We start from the raw sequence: 19,259 nt of genomic DNA, 5'->3' as shown, positions 1-19,259 counted from the left end.
GTAATGACAATATTTAGCTATACGTCATATGACGTAGTCTGATGGTGCAATCACCTAATTCTCGCCAACGCTCGACTTCTTCATACTTTCTTCCGACATCTCCATTGTCTAAAAGCATTTGTTTGACCCTGAAATTATAAAGAGGCTATATCATGAGAAAAACGAACAATTCTCGCCTGCCCAGCATTATGCGCAGACGCTTCGTCAAAGGCTTGATGGCATTGCCAGCAGCCATTCTTCTATCCAATATGAGCCTATCTGCATCGGCGGCAGACGTTAATACCACAGGCCTAGCCGTAACAGACGATACGGTGACCGTGGGGATCTTACACTCACTCACCGGCACCATGGCAATTAGTGAAACCGGCGCACAAGAAGCCGAAAAGCTCGCCATCAAACAAATTAACGAATCAGGTGGCATTTTAGGAAGGCAAATTGAAATCATCCAAGAAGATGGTGCGAGTGACTGGCCTACCTTCGCTGAAAAAAGTAAAAAGTTACTTGTAAAAGATAAAGTTGCCGCTGTTTTTGGCGCATGGACATCGGCATCACGAAAAGCGGTATTGCCTGTATTTGAAAAAGAGAACGGGCTTTTATATTACCCGACCTTTTATGAAGGGTTAGAGCAATCGAAGAACGTTATCTACACCGGCCAAGAAGCCACACAGCAGATTTTAGATGGCCTAAACTGGGTTGCCAAAGAAAAACAGGCAAAAACGTTCTATTTAATCGGCTCCGATTACATCTGGCCTAGAACCGCCATGAAGATCGCCCGTAAGCACATTGAAAACGTGTTAGGCGGTAAGGTCGTAGGCGAAGAGTATAAGCCTTTGGGCAACACTCAATTTGGTTCGGTTATCAATAAAATCCGTCTGAAAAAGCCGGATGTTATTTACGCCGCGGTTGTGGGTGGAAGTAACGTCGCTTGGTTCAAACAGCTAAAAGCGGCGGGCATTACCTCTAAGAAACAAACCCTACTCACTATCTCAGTCACTGAAGATGAAGTACTGGGCATTGGCGGCGAGAACCTTGAAGGTTTCTACTCCATCATGAAGTACTTCCAGAGCCAGGATAACGAAAACAACAAAGCCTTTGTTAAAGCCTTTAAAGACATGTGGGGCGAAGACAGTGTCATCGGTGACGTAACACAAGCGGCATACCTAGGGCCTTGGTTGTGGAAAGCCGCCGTCGAAAAAGCCGGTTCTTTTGATATCGATAAAGTCGTTGCAGCATCTGAAAAGGGGGATATCGAGCTAACCACGGCACCAGAAGGCTACGTAAAACTACACCCTAACCATCACTTATGGAGTAAAGCACGGGTGGGCGAGTGGAAGAAAGACGGTCAGGCGACAGTGGTTTATACCTCTGAGTTAATAGAACCAAACCCATTCCCAGCAGGATATCAGTAGGTTTATCTAGCGTTTCAACCACGCAGCATCGTTAAAAAACAGGCACCTTTAAAACTAAAACCGCGAACAAGGACGTTCGCGCCTGCATCCAAAGATTAACGTAGTTACAAAAGTTAAGTCATGCAACCAACAAACGTATCGGCTTAACTTTTTTATCTTTTGGCGAATTTGGGAGATTAATAATGGACGGTTATACAAGTAGCGAATTGGTATCAATATTTGCCATGCAGGGCTTCGCTGGCATTAGTTTGTTCAGCGTTCTCCTGCTAATGGCGCTAGGTTTAGCAATCATCTTCGGTCAAATGGGCGTCATCAATATGGCGCATGGTGAGTTCATGGCTGTCGGGGCGTACACCACGTATTTCATGGCGACACTCACCGAAACTTACTTCCCGGCATTCATGCCTTACTATTTTGTGTTTGCTATTGTGGTCGCCTTTTTCGTCTCAGGAATACTCGGCTACCTCGCGGAATTTGCACTCATACGGCACCTCTACAAACGACCCCTCGACACATTGCTGGCCACGTGGGGACTAAGCCTCATTATGCAGCAGTCGTTTCGCTCGCTATTTGGTGCCAGAGAAGTAAGCCCGACGCTACCTGAATGGTTACTGGGGTCATATCAACCAACAGACATGATAGACATTCCACTTAACGGCATGTTCGTACTGGGCTTAACGGCCGTCGTAACACTTGCAGTTTATTATCTGATGTTCAAGTCGCGATGGGGGCTTCGCGTTAGGGCTACCACTCAAAACCGCGTAATGAGTGATGCCGTAGGGATCAACACTAAAAAGGTCGATCGTTACACCTTTGCATTAGGTTGCGGTATCGCCGGTATCGCTGGTGCCGCATTCACCACGATTGCATCCACAGGCCCCACAACGGGAACCTTATATATTGTCGATACCTTTATGGTGGTTGTTTTCGGTGGCGCAGCAAGCTTATTCGGCACCATCGCCTCAGCGTTTTCTATCGCCCAGGCACAATCAATTTTGGAGTTCTTTATCAGCGGTTCAATGGCAAAGGTTTATACCCTGCTCGCCTTGGTACTCATTTTAATGTTTAAGCCAGAAGGACTATTTGCCAGTAAAGTTCGCCGTTAAGGCGTTCTTTACTCTCAATGTAAAACACGACAGCAGTAAGTCACATAAATACTGACGTAGACTTTAAATGTGTATTGGAGAGAGTTATGAGCTTCGTATATGAAAAAATAATGGGCGGAAAGAAAGGGCTAATAGGCTTTATCATTCTTGCTGCATTAATACTGGTGATATTTCCGCTATTTCTGGATTCATTCCGTCTTAATTTAGTTGGTAAATATCTCACTTATGCCTTCGCTGCGGTCAGCTTAGTGCTGCTGTGGGGCTACGGCGGAATTCTCAGCCTAGGCCAAGGCATATTTTTCGGCCTAGGCGGATACGCCATGGCGATGTTTTTAAAACTTGAAGCATCATCACCTGAGAATACCGCCATACAGTCTACGCCAGGCATCCCTGATTTTATGGACTGGAACCAACTGACTGAACTACCTTGGTTTTGGGAACCCTTCACCAGTTTCACCTTTACTATTTTAGCGATATTAATAGTACCTGCAGCCTTCGCTTACCTGATTGGTTCTGCCATGTTTAAGCGTCGAGTCGGCGGTGTTTATTTTGCCATCATTACGCAAGTAATAGCGGTGATTCTGACCGTACTCATTGTCGGTCAACAAGGCTTAACGGGCGGTATAAACGGTATTACCGATTTGCGAACGCTGAACGGCTGGGATATCACCTCTGATAGCGCAAAAAATATATTCTACTTTATCAACGCGGCCCTATTACTCATGGTCATCTTGGCCTCTAGGGTTGTTCTCACCAGTAAGTTCGGCCGCATTTTGTTAGCGGTTCGCGACAAAGAAGATCGTGTTAGGTTTTCGGGTTATGACGTTGCTAACTTTAAAATATTTGTCTTCTGCTTTGCCGCCATGATCTCTGCTATCGGGGGGGCCATGTTCACCCTACAAGTGGGCTTCATGTCACCCTCATTTGTTGGCATCGTTCCTTCAATTGAAATGGTGATATTTGCAGCCGTCGGTGGTCGTATGTCACTCATTGGTGCGGTCTACGGAACACTACTCATCAACTTTGGTAAAACAACTTTTTCAGAGTCTTTTCCCGAAATGTGGCTGTTCTTAATAGGCGGCTTATTTATCGCCGTGGTCATGCTGTTCCCTAATGGGTTAGCAGGGTTATGGGATGACTATGGCCATCACATCACCAACAAGCTTCGCTTTATAGCTAAAGGGTTTAGCAAGCTGGTACCTCAATCGATGCTGCGAAAAGTAGAGGATGCAAGATAATGAACATGCTCACAAATACTGATTTTACCTTATCGATAGAAGACTTAACGGTTTCATTCGACGGCTTTAAAGCCGTCGACAAGCTGAACTTTTATCTCGATAAAAACGAACTCCACGTCGTTATCGGCCCCAATGGCGCGGGAAAAACAACGGTACTCGACCTGATTTGCGGCAAAACAAAAGCAACATCAGGGAGCATCAAGTTCTTAAACCATGAGCTAACCGGGTTATCGGAGCACGCCATTGTTAGAGCTGGGGTGGGCCGTAAATTTCAGACACCGTCCATTTATGAAAACCTGACCGTGCTTGAGAACCTCGAAGTGTCGTACCCGCTCGGTCGAGGGGTATTTGGCTCACTAATGTTCAAACGTAGCGAGACGGTACTGACTAAGATCCATGAAATTGCGCGGGAAATCATGCTTGAAGATGCCCTCGACACCGAAGCAGGACTGCTCAGTCACGGCCAAAAGCAATGGTTAGAAATCGGCATGCTGCTCATCCAAGACCCACAACTACTCATGCTCGATGAGCCCGTTGCCGGGATGAGCGTAAAAGAGCGAGAACAAACAGCCGTGCTGCTGAACAAGATTAGCCAAGGGCGCTCTGTATTAGTCATTGAGCATGATATGGAATTTGTCGCACGTATTGCCCACAAAGTGACCGTACTTCACCAAGGAAAAATCCTCGCGACGGGCGATATGGAAACCGTTCAAAACGACCCTAAAGTGATTGAGGTGTACCTTGGCCACTAACTTTAATCGGTTTACACGATAGGCCACAGAACTTGAATACAAGGCCTCAGAACCTGAACACCAGGCCTACATTATTGACAGGTGAATATATGTTAAGCGTTTCTAATCTAAATGTGTGTTACGGGCAGAGTGAAGTCATACATGATTTGAATTTCACCGTCCCCAAAAACGAAACATTGGCCATTATGGGCCGAAATGGCATGGGAAAAACCACGTTATTTAAATCCCTAATCGGCATTTTACCTGCAGCGGGCGGAAAAATTGAAGTCGACGGCGTAGACGTCACTCAATGTGAAAGTTATCAGCGGGTTGAAAACGGCATCGCCTACGTTCCGCAAGGTCGTATGATTTTTCCTAACCTCACGGTCAAAGAAAACATTGAAACCGGTATGGAAGTATCAAAGCTAAAAAAGATACCCGACGATATTTATGCGCTATTTCCAGTTCTGAGAGAAATGCGTAACCGCAAAGGCGGCAACCTTTCTGGTGGCCAGCAACAACAATTGGCGATTGCTAGAGCCTTAGTCACCAACCCAAAAGTATTGCTATTAGATGAGCCCACCGAAGGAATACAGCCTTCGATCATTAAAGATATCGCCAAAATACTGAATGAAATTAAACAACTCAGAGACATTACCATCATTGTTTCAGAACAAGTATTGAGTTTCACCATGGCGATCGCCGATCGCATTATCGTGATTGATAAAGGCGAATTCATTCACGAAGACATGCGAGAGAACGTCGACAGTGACCAAATTAAAAAATACCTATCGGTCTAACAAACCGCATGGGGCGATTAAACAACAAAAACTAAACGATGCACGACCAAATCCAAAAACGATTAAACCCAACAGTATCACCCTCGGCTAAATTAGGAGCCTAAAATGACTGAAACCATTATTAAAGTTGACCTAAAAAAATCAGCCTATGAACACGATAATATTCATAACCGGTGGCACCCAGATATCCCGATGGTTGCGATGGTAAAACCCGGTGATGATTTTAAAATTGAGTGTTTAGACTGGACGGGCGGGCAGATCAAAAATAATGATGATGCCTCTGATGTAAGAGATGTCGACCTAACACAAGTTCACTTTTTATCGGGGCCTGTCGGCGTTGAAGGCGCAGAACCTGGCGATCTGCTCGTAGTAGATATCTTAGATATTGGCACGTTCGATGAGAGTCAATGGGGCTTCAATGGCTTCTTCTCTAAACAAAATGGCGGTGGTTTTCTAGACGAGCACTTCCCTGAAGCACAAAAATCGATTTGGGATTTTAACGGCATGTTCACCAGCTCTCGTCACGTACCCGGTGTTGAGTTTGCGGGCCTCATACACCCAGGCCTGATTGGCTGCCTCCCTTCTAAAGAGATGCTTGAAGAGTGGAACACCCGAGAGAAAGAACTGTATGACACCGAGCCAGATCGAGTACCCGCTCTCGCGGCTCTCCCTTATGCTGAAACCGCTCATATGGGCAGAATGAAACCGGATGATGCGAAAGTTGCTGCAGCAGAAGGGGCTAGAACCGTACCACCAAGAGAGCATGGCGGTAACTGTGATATTAAAGATTTATCGCGTGGTTCTAAAGTCTACTTCCCTGTTTATGTTGAAGGCGGTGGCCTTTCTGTAGGCGATCTTCACTTTAGCCAAGGCGATGGCGAAATCACATTCTGCGGTGCCATTGAAATGGCGGGGTGGATTCATTTAAGGGTCAATTTAATCAAAGGCGGCATGGAAAAATACGCGATTAAAAACCCGATATTCAAGCCTAGCCCGATTACCCCCAAATATGATGACTATCTAATTTTTGAAGGGATCTCGGTTGATGAGCATGGCAAGCAGCATTATCTGGATGTAAACGTGGCTTATCGCCAAGCCTGCTTAAATGCTATTGAATATCTAAAGAAATTTGGTTATTCCGGTGCGCAAGCTTATTCGTTGCTCGGTACCGCACCTGTTCAAGGACATATCAGCGGGGTTGTCGATATACCCAACTCCTGTGCCACACTCTGGCTGCCGACCGATATATTTGAATTTGATATCAAGCCGAATGCCGATGGCCCCACCAAGTTCCTCGATGGCAGCGTAACCATGCCTCTAGCGCCAGATATAAAAAAATAAGGAGATAACCCATGCCTGTTTATGACTATAAATGTGCTGAACATGGTTTGTTTTTTGAGCTAGCGAGCATGGACAACCATGCCGAGCCAGCCCCTTGCCCTAAATGTGATGCAATGTCCGCTCGTGTCATCATTATGTCGCCAGGCATTCTGGATATGGCAAAGGAAAAAAAGCAGGCGATTGATCGTAATGAAGCAGCCAAACATGAACCCCAGCACTCTACTGCGGATACGCGTGCAGAAAATGCTGAAAAACTAAAGCATGGCTGCGGCTGTACACATAAAAAACGTCGCTCAAAGCTCATGTATACCGCTGACGGAAGCAAGATGTTTCCGTCCATGCGGCCTTGGATGATTAGCCACTAACGCCTAGTCTTGCCCCGCAGGAGTGTGGGGCTTTTTTACTCAGGTGAACGCCAAACACCGGCACCTAGCCACACGAGCCTAAGTTTCTTTTCGGTTCGCTCGACAAACTCTTGCCGATAACTCGGCGAGGCTTCAGTCAAATCCAGAATATCAATAGTCGTTTCAGCCACCGTCGCTACAATTAACTCTGAAATCATATCTAAATCGAGACGTCCAACATTAGGTAGCATGGATGATTGGCGAATATCTGAAGCGAGTTCATTAGCAAAAAACTTTAACTCATTACGAATCGCGTTGCGTAGCGGGTGTGTGCCACCGGTTCTACTTTGTGACAAAAAATAGAAATGATTAGGATGCTGGATGACAAAATCGACATACACATCAATTGAACTACGAATAAGCCCATCAACCCCTCCGTTGTTCTGGCGAGTCGATCGCATCAGCTTTCTTAATAGCATACCGAGCTCGTCCACTAGACTGAGGCCAAGCTCTTCCATATCGGTAAAGTGTCGATAGAAAGAGGTAGGTACAACCCCCGCATTTTTTGCGACTTCTCGTAGACTAATACTCGAAAAGTTCCCCCCCTTACCGACCAACATCAGAGCAGCATCCATTAATGATCGTCTCGTTTGGCGCTTTTTATCTTCTCTGCTTAGCATTAATAAATTCCGATAATTGTATTCACAAGCCCTAACACTGTATTTACAAGCCCTAACTAAGTGTCTAACCGTACACTAATAAAAAATAGATACACGATCTTTGGACCCTATATTTACACATACTACATTATTTTAATGCCATATAGGGATTAAAATGCCCCTTATGGCCACATACCACTTCGTCAACCTACCGTTTTATATAGCCTCGTATGCTTAAAGTCTCAGTTTATAGATTTTTTAGTGTACAGGTGTTGACTGAGACAACCTTCTACACTACATTAGTGGACACTTGTACACCTATAAGAATTTTAATCAGGACCGTTCTATGCAAAACCCATTATCTAGCGCCTCACACTATATGACTGCTCTTGCAGCCAGGTTTTGGCAACAAGAAGGGACTCTTCAAACATACTTTGATTTTTTGTTAACTGAAATAGACCCTATGTTCAGCATTAAGCGTAATGCCGCTGAAGTCACCAAAATAGTCAATGAAACGGCCGATACCAAGACGTTTATCCTTCGACCTTCAAGCCGATGGTCGGGTTTTAAAGCAGGCCAGTATATTAATGTTGAAGTAGAGATAAACGGTGTCACATTACGCCGCAATTACTCCCTCTCAAATGCGCCAATGATATTCAAAGAACAGCAATTAGTGAGTATCACCGTTAAAAAAGTCGATGGGGGACGTGTATCAACACACTTGCATGAGCGATTAAAGGTGGGTGACATCCTCACTATTGGCAATGCCGCGGGTGACTTTACGTTAAACCACTCAACCACTGTTAGCCCTACTGCTAACCCTTTATTCATTGCAGCAGGCAGCGGCATTACCCCTGTACTCTCGATGCTTAACGAAATAAAAGAAGAAAACCATCAGCAGCCTATTACGCTCATTTACTATAGCAATAATGTGCCATCATTAATTTTTGAAAAACAACTGCACGCACTGGCGTCTAGCATGCCGAACTTGTCATTCTTCCCTCACTTTACTGAATCTGAAGGCTATATCACGGCACAGCAATTATTACTTGATTGCCCTGATATCTCGGCACGCGCTATTTACCTCTGTGGCCCTCACGAATTTATGGAGTCGGTTAAAACACAGAGCAACGACTTGGGTGTTGCCGCTAAGAATATTCTGCAAGAAAGCTTTGGCGTACCTGTTCTATCGAATATCAAATCATCCACTAAAGGCCAAGTAAGCTTTTTAAATTCAGGTAAAAGCATTGCATCCAATGGTGACAAAACACTATTAGAGCTTGCCGAATCTGCTGGCCTAAAACCCAAGTACGGCTGCCGTAGCGGGATTTGCCACGAGTGTAAATGCACTAAAAATACAGGTCGTGCGCTTAACAAGTTAACAGGCGAACTGATACCCAGCGACCAAACCCATATTCAAGCTTGTATATCGATACCTGTAGGCGACTTATCAATCGATAATTTATAAACCATATTGCCAACACAAGCTTTAGAACACCAGAAAGGACACGCTAATGGACATGAAAACAAGTACACTCAACACCCTGACCCACCAAGAGTTTGAAAACTTTGGGAATGAGATCGAACAACTCCGCCAAGAAGTGCTTGCTGATTTAGGTCAGAGAGATGCCGACCATATTCGCAGCATCATTAAAAAACAACGTTACAGCGAAATAGCGGGGCGCACACTGATACAGTTTGGTCTTAACCCTCTTTCATGGGCGGCAGGTGTAGGCTTGTTATCGGTTTCTAAAATTCTAGAAAATATGGAAATCGGCCATAATGTGATGCATGGACAATATGACTGGATGAACGATCCTGAACTCAACTCTCAAAGCTATGAGTGGGATACCGTCTGTGACTCAGAATCATGGCGTAATACCCATAACTTTGAACACCACACCTACACTAATATTTTAGGTAAAGACCGCGACTATGGTTACGCGGTACTGCGATTAACTGACGATGAACCTTGGAAGCCAAGACATTTATTCCAACTGGTTAATTACGGTGTATTAAGTGCTTTTTTCCAATGGGGTGTTGGTCTTCACGAACTAGAAATAGATAGAATTAAAAGCGGCGAAATCAGCTGGAAAGATAAGATCCCTTTTGTTAAGCGTTTTAGCAAAAAAGCCGCAAAGCAAGTGGCAAAAGACTACTTGTTTTTCCCCGCTCTTGCAGGTCCCGGCGCACCTAAAGTGATTGCAGGTAACCTTCTGGCCAACCTCAACAGAAACTTGTGGACATCAACCATTATCTTCTGTGGTCACTTCACAGGCGATGCTCAAACGTTTAGTGAAGAAGAATGTAAAAATGAAACGCGCGGCCAGTGGTATTATCGTCAGCTATTAGGCTCTAGCAACTTTACCGGTGGTAAGTGGCTGCATATTATGAGCGGACACTTAAGCTACCAAATTGAACACCACATGTTCCCTGATATTCCGTCTCACAGATATCCAGAAATGGCGATCAAAGTACAACAACTATGTAAAAAATATGATATACCGTACAACACGGGGTCATTTGGACGTCAGTACAAGTCTGTACTAGCCAGAATTGCACGCTATTCGCTACCCCCTAAAAAGTCAGCGCCACTGTCTGTCAGTTAGCGCCTGATAGTCGGACCTTTTAAGGAGATTAACATGACAACCCTACTCCAACGCTTAGAATTAGCCAAAGATGTTGCACAAACCGCGATTGATAACACGGTTACCGCCGTTGAAAGCGTTCACACGGTTATTGCAGACACCAGCTATAGCATTCTTAATCAAGGCGCTGTAGACGAGAAGCGACTTAATTCGCTTAAAGAAAAGCACGACCTTTCTGCTAGTAAAGTTTACGATGCAATCCGAGACGTAAATCAAAATATTGGCCAACTGGCTTCCGATTATTTTGCTACGCTTGAGGATAGCGCTCATGCCTCGGAAGTCATGACAAAGAACAATCAAAAAGACAATAACCCGTCTTAGAAACAGTTATCTGGAATCAACTTATGGCTAAAAGCACTCTTTCTCCTGAAGACATCGCAAACAACTTGCTAGAGCTTCACATACAGCATGAACTAGCGGCACTCGATAGCGCCACGTTTATCAGCTGGCTTCAGGATGAAACTGAAACCGTTTTTCAGTGGCTACAAACACTCAAGCTTAATCAGCTTGTGACTCAGCAGTCTATCAACGAGACCATTCACTCAAATGTGGTTGAGCGTGAAATTCCAGGCAGCATTGCCGAAATAGCCGGTGAAGCAGCCACAAAATTATTCACCTCTGAGCAGCATAAAAACACGCGGCTTAACGAAATAATCACTAGCCAAGAAGTTGAAGCGTTTGTCGATAAAGCACTTGAACTTCAGGAGCAGCGCACAGAAGGGCTAAATCGTATTATAGATTTACCCATCTATACCGATCTTATTTCAGGCGTGCTCTATCAAGCCATCGTTAACTATATATACGACAACAACATCCTCAGTAAAAAGGTACCCGGTGTATCGTCGATGCTGAAATTTGGCAGCAGTATGATTAGCAAAACAGTGCCGAAACTCGAAGGGGCTGTTGAAGATAACGTCAAAAGTTATATCAGTAATAACCTGGGTTTAATCATCACTGAAAGTAAGTCGTTTCTTGAAAACAACATGACCGACGAAGAGCTTAAAACATCAGCGATGGACCTGTGGGACTTTGTAGAAGGCAAATCGCTTGGCGAGCTTCAAACAGGGATCGACAGCCTTGATCTATCAGAGTTTGTGGTACTTGGTTATGAGTTCTGGTTGCGTTTTCGCAAGTCAGAATACTTCAAGCAGAGTTATGAGCTAATCGTAGAGTATTTCTTTGATAAGTACGGTGACAATACCCTACAAGTACTGTTTGATGACTTTATGATGACACCCGAGCGAATCAAAGAAGAAACTGAGCGATTTGCACCTCAGGTTTTATCGGAATTAAAAGAAAGCGGTCAGCTCGAAGGTCTTTTAAGACGACGTTTAGCGTCATTCTATACTTCTAGCGCCGCTATTGAGTGTTTAACTAAGGGAAGTAAATAGCGGAGGACAATAATAATCCTACCCACTACCGGCGAGGCGACCGCTTTCCCAATAGCGCGGCAAACAGACCAAATAGTCGTTTATTAAAAACAACCCCGCCTTTGAGCGACAACCAAGCCATCAAATAGGCGGGGATCAAGTACTTAATTCGATGTAACATGTTATAAATCGAGATAGTACTGTTTAGTTTAAACCTGAACCACCGACTTTGAGCGCGAGTTTCTTCGCCATGGTTTAGCAGCGGCCGTCCCACACACTGGCTCAACAGCATTGCTGAACTCATGGCCCAGCTACAGCCAATACCCGTTAACGGGTCTGCTGCGAGAAAGGCATCCCCTACAAATACTAGGCCTTTCGAGTTAGGTGATCGATAAAGCGTTGACGTATCTTTCGCGATAAACAGGTCATCTACCTGATCACCTAATTGAATGCCTTTACGTTCGACAAAGTCTTTAACAAATGAATCATAAAATAGCTGATTATCTTTGATCTCTTTAAATTGATGCTCGGGTATATAACAACTCAACAGCATTTTATCGCTGTTTGGAAAGCAGGCGATATAAGCGCGCCCTTTATCGAGCACCCAAACATTACTCGGCACTCTTCTAGAGACCCCTTTGAAGTACGAAAATAACGCGACCCGATGGTTTTTTACGGTATGATTTTCACACTCATCCAGTCTAGCGACACGGGACGCTCTTCCATCTGCAGCAACCACTAAAGAGCAATAAAACGTGAATATATCACCCGTAGAATCTTCTGCAGTCAGCCCGATAACTTGGCGCTTTTCACGCAACAGACTCTTGATGCGAAGGCCATAATTGATCGTAATATTGGGGTGTTCACCCACTCGCTTTCTAAGCGCCGAATCAAGAAGTCGTCGTTCAATATTCGCTGCTTTCGGTTTTTTACTGAATGGATAAAATAGTCGACCCCCCTGACTTTCAACATCCATATAGGTTGCTTGGGCACCGAGTGCGGTTAAGTCATCCCATACACCAAGGTCAGCTAACACTTTGCGGCCTGAAGGATGGATGATATGACTGCACATTTTCTTATAGTGATCAGATGATGGCTGCTTCTCAATAATGGCTACTTTTATGCCTTGTTTTGCAAGCCTCAATGCAGTGCAACACCCTGCAATGCTAGCACCCACAATAACGGCTTTAACATTCACATTCACATTCACATTCATCATATCAAAGCACGCCAAGGCCAAAAAACAGCGCACTAAACAGCCTCGGCGTACTCAGATCTTTGCTGCAGAGATACCAAGGTGTTTGCACAGGACGATAACGCGTTTTATGATAGGCCAGCCCTTTAAAGGCATAAAGCGCGTTCGCTCGCTGATACATCAGCCTAAGCATCCACCGAACACGAGGGTTATCATTATTCTCTGGCTGAATATTATAAAGCGGAGACAGCCCGAGAGATAACACTTTAACCCCTTCAAGCCTAAACTGTTTAATCGCTTCAAGAATAATATAATCCGAAACGCCTGCGTACTCGGCATCCACTAATGATCTTATAATATTAGCGCAGTACCCTTTGATCTTACCGCTTTCGAAATAGGGCTCAAAATAGACAAACCCTAGAAGCTTATGGCCCTCAAAGCAGTAAAATTTTCTGACCAAAGGTTCATCTTCAAATACTGGAGGTTTAGTTAATAGCTTCAACTCTCGACGACTAACCCCTTTATTCGAGCGCCATTCTTCCGATAACCTTATCACTTGCTTGGTGTCTAGCGCTTGCCAAGATAGTTCATCGACACGACACCTATGCCGTTTTGCAAAGTTAGAGGCATGTCGTAACTGTTTTTTATGCTGGCCAACAACATTAAAGGTGTCTATTTCGATGTGACTTTCTACGCCTACTTGGTTAGATCGATAGCCCACTGACGACAATGCCTCAGCAACCGTTTGATCAACACCGACAAACAATGTGGGCTCAGTTTGACTCGCTAAGAACGCGGACAATAAAGAATTTAGGGTGGAGGGTGCGCATACAGGGTTAGCGAAAACAATGTTGGTAGTCCCTAAGAAGCCTTTTTGCGGCGCGTAGCCAATAACACCCTCTGAGGCTAGGCCAAAGTAATTCACACCGTCTTGAAATAAAAACTGGGCACTAGACTGTGAGCCATATAATTGCACAATTAAGCAAGCCTCGTGCTGCTCTAATGGCCCATAGTCATTCTCAGATAACCGCTGATTAGCCGGTACTCTACATACACCCTGGTGGGTTTCCATAACTTTGTACCGTCTGTACGAAGAATTATCAGCGCCTGCAAGTGTTCAGCGATAACATATACCAAGAATATTACCCCAGATATGAGTGATGTAAAGGCGAATAACACCATTCTGTGAACGCTATCATTTATATGTACAATTGAACAATATTCTTTAAAGCGCATTGATTTTCACAGCACACTCTATTAGTTTAGCTATAATTTATATGCTAACTCTTATAATAAATATTCTTCCGCTAGCACCTTAATCACTGCGGAAGCACTCAACCACAGTACGACAAAGGTTAACAAGCTCCCTAATGCTTTTACTTAATGTTCGAAAAACTGTCGGATTTTTCCTTACAGTTTTTGCATTCTATAGCATAGTTATTGGCTCTTCTCTGGCGCAAGAGAGTAACACGGCACCCAAAAGAGAGCTTATTTCTGGGGGATGGTCATACCACTGGGGAGATTTACCTAAAAACCCAGTAACCGGCCAGTGGCGTGATAGTACAGTATTATGGAAGCCCACCACTTCGCCCAGTGATATACCTGGTCGGACCGATGAGAATATTGTTTGGCTTAAAATAGATTTACCCACTAAGGCGTGGCGCGACCCTTACCTATTTATTAATAGCGTTGACCTTACGTTTCAAGCCTTCCAAAACAATCAACAGATTTACCATTTTGGCGAAATCGATGCTGAAGGTAATAGCCAGTTCGAAGGATGGCCGTGGCATATTATCCGCTTACCCGATGACTACCAAGACCACCCTTTATATCTCCGAATATACTCCGATTACCCTTATATTGGTTTATCTGGGGCGGTCGCTATTGGCGACCGATTTAGCTTATTGAATGAAGTCTATACCCGCGGGATCATGGGGTTATCTTTTATCCTTATTGTTCTATTAGTGGGCATCATTAGCACAATAATGGGCTCAATCAAAAAAGACAGCAGTACCGCTATTAGCACTGGACTACTTTCGTTTAATTTGGCCATCATGATGTTTGCCGAAAATGAGCTAAGCCAGGTTGTTTGGTTCAGCCCCTTAAACTGGCGCTATATTGCTGCATTTTGCTATTTTTTAATCCCTGTTTTTCTATCAGGTATCATCATAGCCTGGCTGAAAGATAAAACCCCCAAAGTAGCCTATGGCGTATTAGTGGCATCTAGCCTTTTTGTGTTGGTCGTTGCTGCTCTTTCTGCCTTTACAGAGTTTAACTTCATCAATGCCTACCCTTACTTTGATGTGTTGTTCATTCTATTGGTGTTGGCGTTAGTTATTGGCTGTTATCAGCAATTTAAGACGCTTGACCTGCCAGGCGTTATCATGATTTTTGGCATACTAACGCTTTTTATCTCGCTACTACTCGACATGCTTAGTGCTCACAACCTTATCACTTGGATAGGCCGCTCAGGCCAATGGGGCTTAATCTCCTTTTCACTGGCCTCGCTGGCCATTTACCTTGTGCAAGATTGGAAGCAACAAATAGCACTCGCAGCACTAACAGAACACCTAGAAGCCGAAGTCGAGCACCGAACCAAAGAGCTACATTCAAGCAAAAAGCAGCTTGAGAAATTGGCGCGAGAGGATTTCTTAACCTCACTTTTAAATAGGCGGTCATTTGCAGAGTTAGCCACCACCGAACTTTCAAAAGCTATTCGTTTTAATCGCCCACTATCACTGCTGTTATTCGACATCGATCATTTTAAAGATATCAATGATCAGTACGGGCACAATGTTGGAGATTTGGTACTAAAGGCCATCGCGTCCACCACCAAAGAGACCTGCCGAGAAGGTGAGCTTATTTGTCGCTATGGAGGGGAAGAGTTTGTTATTTTACTGCATGCGACCGATGCTGAGTACGCACACGTTTTAGCCGATCGATTGCGAAACGCTATCAACAACATTGAGATCAAACACAATGATCTTAAGGTGGCCATTACGGCAAGCTTTGGTTTAGTCTGCCTGGATAAGCCTTCTGGTTTTGAAGAGAACGCAGAGCGGCTTCTTGAGAGACTTTTAGCCTCTGCCGACAAATTAATGTACAAAGTTAAAGTCTCAGGTAGAGATGCCGTAATGGTCAGCGACCTAGCGCCCGATACAACATCAGTACGTTAGGTGAACACGCTAAAATAAGCCAACCTCACTAGTTAGATATTTATAAACCGCTTTTTCGTTTTTCAAGGATTACTATGAGCAACCAACAATTCGATCTAATCATATTTGGCGCAACCAGCTTTGTAGGTCAAATATTATGTCGCTATTTAAACGATCAATACGGTGTAGATAGCGATATAAAATGGGCTGCTGCAGGACGCTCACTAAGCAAACTCAAAACCCTTAAAAGTAGTTTAGGTAATACAGCAGATAACTTAACGCTTTTAACCGCAGATGCAGCCGATGAAACGGCTTTAACCCGCTTATGCGAAAAAACCAAGGTCATAATCTCTACCGTTGGTCCTTATGCATTGTTTGGTGAGCCGTTGGTAAAGGTTTGTGCTGAGACAGGCACAGACTACTGCGACTTAACTGGCGAAGTGCAATGGGTTAAACGAATGATCAGCCAATATGAGAAAAAAGCACAGAAAACAGGCGCGCGTATTGTACATTGCTGCGGATTTGACTCGATCCCTTCTGACATGGGGGTGTTTCACCTTCAGCAGCAGTCGCTTAATCAGCTTGGTGCGCCTTGCACATCAATTAGAATGCGCGTTAAAGCCATGCGAGGGGCGGCCTCTGGCGGCACTATTGCAAGCATGATTAATATCACCAAAGAAGCGGCCAAGAGCAAAGCCTTGCGCAAAGAACTTGCTAACCCCTACTCTATTTGCCCAGATGGCCATCAATTTACCGCACGCCAACACAATGTATCGACACCTGAGCTCGACAGCGAGTCAGGGCAATGGGCAGGCCCATTTATCATGGCAGGAATCAATACCCGCGTAGTGCATCGCAGTAATGCCTTAAGCGGCAACGCTTATGGCTCATCCTTTAAATATGACGAGTCCATGCTCATGGGCAAGGGCACTAAAGGACGTTTAACAGCTAGCGGTTTCGGCGTAGGCCTAGGCTTATTTCTAGTCGGCGCAGCCATCAAGCCCACACGTTGGCTATTGGAAAACTACATACTTCCTAAACCTGGCGAAGGCCCTAGCCCAAGTGATCAGGAAAAAGGCTTTTATGATATTCGTTTTATCGGCAAAACAGATAACGGCGAAACCATAAGAACCAAAGTAACGGGTGACCGTGACCCAGGCTATGGCTCTACCTCTAAAATGTTGGCGCAAGCCGGTATTAGCCTTGTTCAAGATATTAGCAAAGATGAAAAAGCAGGTGGTTTTTGGACCACTGCCACCGTGTTCGATCAACGTTTTATTGACCGTTTAGAGCAAAATGCAGGGCTAACGTTTTCTGTTATCTAACGTTTAATACGCAACACTTAATGTCACCAGTCATGGCGGTGCGTTACAAAAAGCCCGCCGTATCGGCTGCTCAATTTTTGAGCACTTTAACGTTCAATGCACCATTACTAAGCGCCTAGCTGTTTTAAATACTCCCTTGAAAACATCGTGAAAACCCAACCAATAACGTCATCCTATTGATTTTGATGTATTTTATCGACACTTAATCTAATACCTAAAAAGTGGTACAGGTAATGCATTATCTAACATGTAAGAAACATTGGCGTGGGAGCTTTCACTAACCTAGTCGTAATCAAAGCCTCTCCACTCAGTGCTTCTAATTACACGCTTTTCTAAGTAATCAGAAATTTTAAACATCGGAGAGATGATTATGAAACGAGTAAAAGAAGGTAGCCTATTATTCACGCTAACGCATCCTTGTGAAGCAGAATACATGAAAGAAATGGAGGCCTATTTCAGCGCTATGTATTTTGCGAATTAGCCGCATTCAATCAAAAGGAATATACGCTTGAGAGCAATATTTATATTCACCCACCAGCAGCGCCTAGCGCTGCTTTTTTCGTTAGGTTAAGAGCTGAAGTACTAGCCCTCGACTGCTATTCGCTTGTGCCTGTATGGCTATTTGAACCTGATTTTTAATCTGGTTCGCCGCCAAATCAGAGGCTTCTTTGGCAATATCTGCATCAGCAATCCGACTTCTCGCTTCTGCCGTGTTAATACGTGCGTCTTGCAGATTATTGATCGTTGACTCAAACCTGTTAGCGACAGCACCTAGCTCGGCGCTTCTTTCACTGATTGTCGTTAATGAGACGTCCAGTACGCCGATAGCATGTGAAGCAGCATCAGGTGTAGTCAAATCAAGATCAAATAAGTCAGCCTGCTCTAATAGCCCTTGTATATTTTTACCCTCTATTGAAACTACATCAGATACATTAGGCCCTACCTGAAACGGCTGCGTAGTATCGCTATTCAATAACTGCTTACCATTAAAGCTACTGGTTTCAAGTATGTTTTTTGTATCGTCCAATAGTTGGTCGGCTTCTTTCTGTAGTGCCTTTCGATCACTGGCGTTTAACGCACCGTTTCCTGCTTGTACCGAGAGCTCTCTCATTCGCTGAAGATTTGCGTTAACGCTAGTGAGCGCGCCAGTCTCCACTTGCACTAAAGAAATACCATCTCCAGCATTTCGTATAGCCGTATTTAACCCACCTAATTGCGTTGCCATTTTATTAGAAATAGCTAGCCCCGCAGCGTCATCGGCAGCACTGTTAATTCGTTGGCCAGTGCTAATACGGTTATACGGGGTGTTAACATTGCTATTAGATACAGGGTTACTGGTTACGCCCGTAGGACTATTCATTGAAATAGCCATGTTCGCCTCCACACTACATCAACCCTCTTCAATTAGGTGAGAGCCCTACCTATACATACGGTTGCTATCAATTCAGTGCTTTATCCGCAGTTATCTTAAGTGTTGCTCTAAATATAGTTCAACTGATCATTATTTAACCACATCTGTATTTTTTATTCTATCTACGCCTAAACGAACAATCATCACTAAACAGTTGAAAATATGGCGAGCCCCAGATACTATTAACTGATTATTTATACAGTACCGGAGCAAATAATGGCGGTAACCACGTTATATATGTCTGATCGAGATCCTGAAAAGCGCACCTTCACCGACAAAAAAGAAGCTGACGCCTTAGATAAAAAACTCGAGTTCGCTGAAAATCTACGGGTATTCTTAGAGGCTCGCATCGTAGGACTTGATGAAGAAAAGGCCGAACAGATTGGCCTTCTAATCGCAGACTACAAAGATGAAATGATAACAGCCCTCAAAGGTAAACCAGAGATATTGGCAAACATTGATGAAGACAAAGGAAATGTTGAGTCAATTAGCTCGAAAAAGAATACAGCCTAACGCTTTTTTACGTC

18 protein-coding genes are annotated in these 19,259 nt (G+C 44.3%); 14 read left to right on the top strand and 4 right to left on the bottom strand.

The window, feature by feature from the left end:
* Positions 1–152 precede the first annotated feature (152 nt).
* The 7 genes from urtA (at position 153) to NKI27_RS03280 (ending at position 6,990) form a co-directional block, all read left to right on the top strand.
* Positions 153–1,409: an urea ABC transporter substrate-binding protein gene (gene urtA / locus NKI27_RS03310; protein ID WP_265048277.1), complete on the top strand. Its 1,257-nt coding sequence runs from the start codon at positions 153–155 to the stop codon at positions 1,407–1,409.
* A 182-nt stretch (positions 1,410–1,591) separates the two neighbouring features.
* A complete protein-coding gene (gene urtB / locus NKI27_RS03305; protein ID WP_265048276.1) occupies positions 1,592–2,515 on the top strand; it encodes an urea ABC transporter permease subunit UrtB in 924 nt (307 codons plus the stop codon).
* An 86-nt stretch (positions 2,516–2,601) separates the two neighbouring features.
* Entirely contained in the window at positions 2,602–3,753 is a 1,152-nt protein-coding gene (gene urtC / locus NKI27_RS03300) for an urea ABC transporter permease subunit UrtC (protein WP_265048275.1), read from the top strand.
* Positions 3,753–4,505, top strand: coding sequence for an urea ABC transporter ATP-binding protein UrtD (urtD, locus tag NKI27_RS03295; RefSeq protein ID WP_265048274.1), 753 nt, complete (start codon positions 3,753–3,755; stop codon positions 4,503–4,505). Before urtC ends, urtD begins: the two co-directional genes overlap by 1 nt.
* 89 nt (positions 4,506–4,594) lie before the next feature.
* Positions 4,595–5,284, top strand: coding sequence for an urea ABC transporter ATP-binding subunit UrtE (gene urtE / locus NKI27_RS03290; protein WP_265048273.1), 690 nt, complete (start codon positions 4,595–4,597; stop codon positions 5,282–5,284).
* Positions 5,285–5,389: 105 nt separating this feature from the next.
* Positions 5,390–6,625, top strand: coding sequence for a formamidase (fmdA, locus tag NKI27_RS03285; RefSeq protein ID WP_265048272.1), 1,236 nt, complete (start codon positions 5,390–5,392; stop codon positions 6,623–6,625).
* Positions 6,626–6,636: 11 nt separating this feature from the next.
* A complete protein-coding gene (locus NKI27_RS03280; protein WP_265048271.1) occupies positions 6,637–6,990 on the top strand; it encodes a zinc ribbon domain-containing protein in 354 nt (117 codons plus the stop codon).
* Between the two features lie 35 nt (positions 6,991–7,025).
* Here NKI27_RS03280 and fabR read toward each other — a convergent pair whose 3' ends face one another.
* Complete coding sequence (gene fabR, locus NKI27_RS03275; RefSeq protein ID WP_265048270.1) at positions 7,026–7,649, bottom strand: HTH-type transcriptional repressor FabR; 624 nt, start codon at positions 7,647–7,649, stop codon at positions 7,026–7,028.
* 325 nt (positions 7,650–7,974) lie between these two features.
* Here fabR and NKI27_RS03270 point away from each other — a divergent pair, with 325 nt between their 5' ends.
* The 4 genes from NKI27_RS03270 to NKI27_RS03255 all read left to right on the top strand — a co-directional run bounded on the left by NKI27_RS03270 (position 7,975) and on the right by NKI27_RS03255 (position 11,667).
* Positions 7,975–9,096, top strand: a complete 1,122-nt coding sequence (locus NKI27_RS03270) for a ferredoxin reductase (RefSeq protein WP_265048269.1) — start codon at positions 7,975–7,977, stop codon at positions 9,094–9,096.
* A gap of 76 nt (positions 9,097–9,172) precedes the next feature.
* Positions 9,173–10,237: a fatty acid desaturase family protein gene (locus NKI27_RS03265; RefSeq protein ID WP_406803124.1), complete on the top strand. Its 1,065-nt coding sequence runs from the start codon at positions 9,173–9,175 to the stop codon at positions 10,235–10,237.
* 33 nt (positions 10,238–10,270) lie between these two features.
* Positions 10,271–10,597 (top strand): hypothetical protein, encoded by a 327-nt coding sequence (locus NKI27_RS03260; protein ID WP_265048268.1) that lies wholly within the window; start codon positions 10,271–10,273, stop codon positions 10,595–10,597.
* Between the two features lie 23 nt (positions 10,598–10,620).
* The gene (locus NKI27_RS03255; RefSeq protein ID WP_265048267.1) at positions 10,621–11,667 is read left to right on the top strand and encodes a hypothetical protein; all 1,047 of its coding nucleotides are present in this window, start codon (positions 10,621–10,623) and stop codon (positions 11,665–11,667) included.
* A 25-nt stretch (positions 11,668–11,692) separates the two neighbouring features.
* Here NKI27_RS03255 and NKI27_RS03250 read toward each other — a convergent pair whose 3' ends face one another.
* Both NKI27_RS03250 and NKI27_RS03245 read right to left on the bottom strand, forming a co-directional pair.
* Entirely contained in the window at positions 11,693–12,865 is a 1,173-nt protein-coding gene (locus NKI27_RS03250) for an FAD-dependent oxidoreductase (protein WP_265048266.1), read from the bottom strand.
* 1 nt (position 12,866) lies between these two features.
* Positions 12,867–13,913: a DUF2156 domain-containing protein gene (locus tag NKI27_RS03245; protein WP_265048265.1), complete on the bottom strand. Its 1,047-nt coding sequence runs from the start codon at positions 13,911–13,913 to the stop codon at positions 12,867–12,869.
* A 298-nt stretch (positions 13,914–14,211) separates the two neighbouring features.
* On the opposite strand from NKI27_RS03245, the gene NKI27_RS03240 reads away from it, so the two are divergent.
* Both NKI27_RS03240 and NKI27_RS03235 read left to right on the top strand, forming a co-directional pair.
* Entirely contained in the window at positions 14,212–16,017 is a 1,806-nt protein-coding gene (locus NKI27_RS03240; protein ID WP_265048264.1) for a sensor domain-containing diguanylate cyclase, read from the top strand.
* 74 nt (positions 16,018–16,091) lie between these two features.
* Positions 16,092–17,321, top strand: a complete 1,230-nt coding sequence (locus tag NKI27_RS03235; protein ID WP_265048263.1) for a saccharopine dehydrogenase family protein — start codon at positions 16,092–16,094, stop codon at positions 17,319–17,321.
* 562 nt (positions 17,322–17,883) lie between these two features.
* On the opposite strand, the gene NKI27_RS03230 is transcribed toward NKI27_RS03235, so the two are convergent.
* Positions 17,884–18,693 (bottom strand): flagellin N-terminal helical domain-containing protein, encoded by an 810-nt coding sequence (locus tag NKI27_RS03230; protein ID WP_265048262.1) that lies wholly within the window; start codon positions 18,691–18,693, stop codon positions 17,884–17,886.
* A gap of 255 nt (positions 18,694–18,948) precedes the next feature.
* Here NKI27_RS03230 and NKI27_RS03225 point away from each other — a divergent pair, with 255 nt between their 5' ends.
* On the top strand, positions 18,949–19,245 hold the full coding sequence (locus NKI27_RS03225) for a YebG family protein (RefSeq protein WP_265048261.1): 297 nt from the start codon (positions 18,949–18,951) through the stop codon (positions 19,243–19,245).
* Positions 19,246–19,259 lie beyond the last annotated feature (14 nt).

Source organism: Alkalimarinus alittae (assembly GCF_026016465.1).
Classification (GTDB): Bacteria; Pseudomonadota; Gammaproteobacteria; order Pseudomonadales; family Oleiphilaceae; genus Alkalimarinus; species Alkalimarinus alittae.
This window is presented reverse-complemented; position numbering and strand designations above follow the sequence as displayed.

Excerpts from the sequence above, each read along its gene's own strand:
- NKI27_RS03260 (WP_265048268.1), top strand. The coding sequence starts at position 10,271 with ATGACAACCCTACTCCAACGCTTAGAATTAGCCAAAGATGTTGCACAA.
- NKI27_RS03250 (WP_265048266.1), bottom strand. The coding sequence starts at position 12,865 with ATGATGAATGTGAATGTGAATGTGAATGTTAAAGCCGTTATTGTGGGT.
- NKI27_RS03245 (WP_265048265.1), bottom strand. The coding sequence starts at position 13,913 with ATGGAAACCCACCAGGGTGTATGTAGAGTACCGGCTAATCAGCGGTTA.
- NKI27_RS03280 (WP_265048271.1), top strand. The coding sequence starts at position 6,637 with ATGCCTGTTTATGACTATAAATGTGCTGAACATGGTTTGTTTTTTGAG.
- NKI27_RS03230 (WP_265048262.1), bottom strand. The coding sequence starts at position 18,693 with ATGGCTATTTCAATGAATAGTCCTACGGGCGTAACCAGTAACCCTGTA.
- NKI27_RS03235 (WP_265048263.1), top strand. The coding sequence starts at position 16,092 with ATGAGCAACCAACAATTCGATCTAATCATATTTGGCGCAACCAGCTTT.
- NKI27_RS03240 (WP_265048264.1), top strand. The coding sequence starts at position 14,212 with ATGCTTTTACTTAATGTTCGAAAAACTGTCGGATTTTTCCTTACAGTT.
- urtB (WP_265048276.1), top strand. The coding sequence starts at position 1,592 with ATGGACGGTTATACAAGTAGCGAATTGGTATCAATATTTGCCATGCAG.
- NKI27_RS03270 (WP_265048269.1), top strand. The coding sequence starts at position 7,975 with ATGCAAAACCCATTATCTAGCGCCTCACACTATATGACTGCTCTTGCA.
- NKI27_RS03255 (WP_265048267.1), top strand. The coding sequence starts at position 10,621 with ATGGCTAAAAGCACTCTTTCTCCTGAAGACATCGCAAACAACTTGCTA.
- fabR (WP_265048270.1), bottom strand. The coding sequence starts at position 7,649 with ATGCTAAGCAGAGAAGATAAAAAGCGCCAAACGAGACGATCATTAATG.
- NKI27_RS03225 (WP_265048261.1), top strand. The coding sequence starts at position 18,949 with ATGGCGGTAACCACGTTATATATGTCTGATCGAGATCCTGAAAAGCGC.
- urtC (WP_265048275.1), top strand. The coding sequence starts at position 2,602 with ATGAGCTTCGTATATGAAAAAATAATGGGCGGAAAGAAAGGGCTAATA.
- urtD (WP_265048274.1), top strand. The coding sequence starts at position 3,753 with ATGAACATGCTCACAAATACTGATTTTACCTTATCGATAGAAGACTTA.
- urtA (WP_265048277.1), top strand. The coding sequence starts at position 153 with ATGAGAAAAACGAACAATTCTCGCCTGCCCAGCATTATGCGCAGACGC.
- urtE (WP_265048273.1), top strand. The coding sequence starts at position 4,595 with ATGTTAAGCGTTTCTAATCTAAATGTGTGTTACGGGCAGAGTGAAGTC.
- fmdA (WP_265048272.1), top strand. The coding sequence starts at position 5,390 with ATGACTGAAACCATTATTAAAGTTGACCTAAAAAAATCAGCCTATGAA.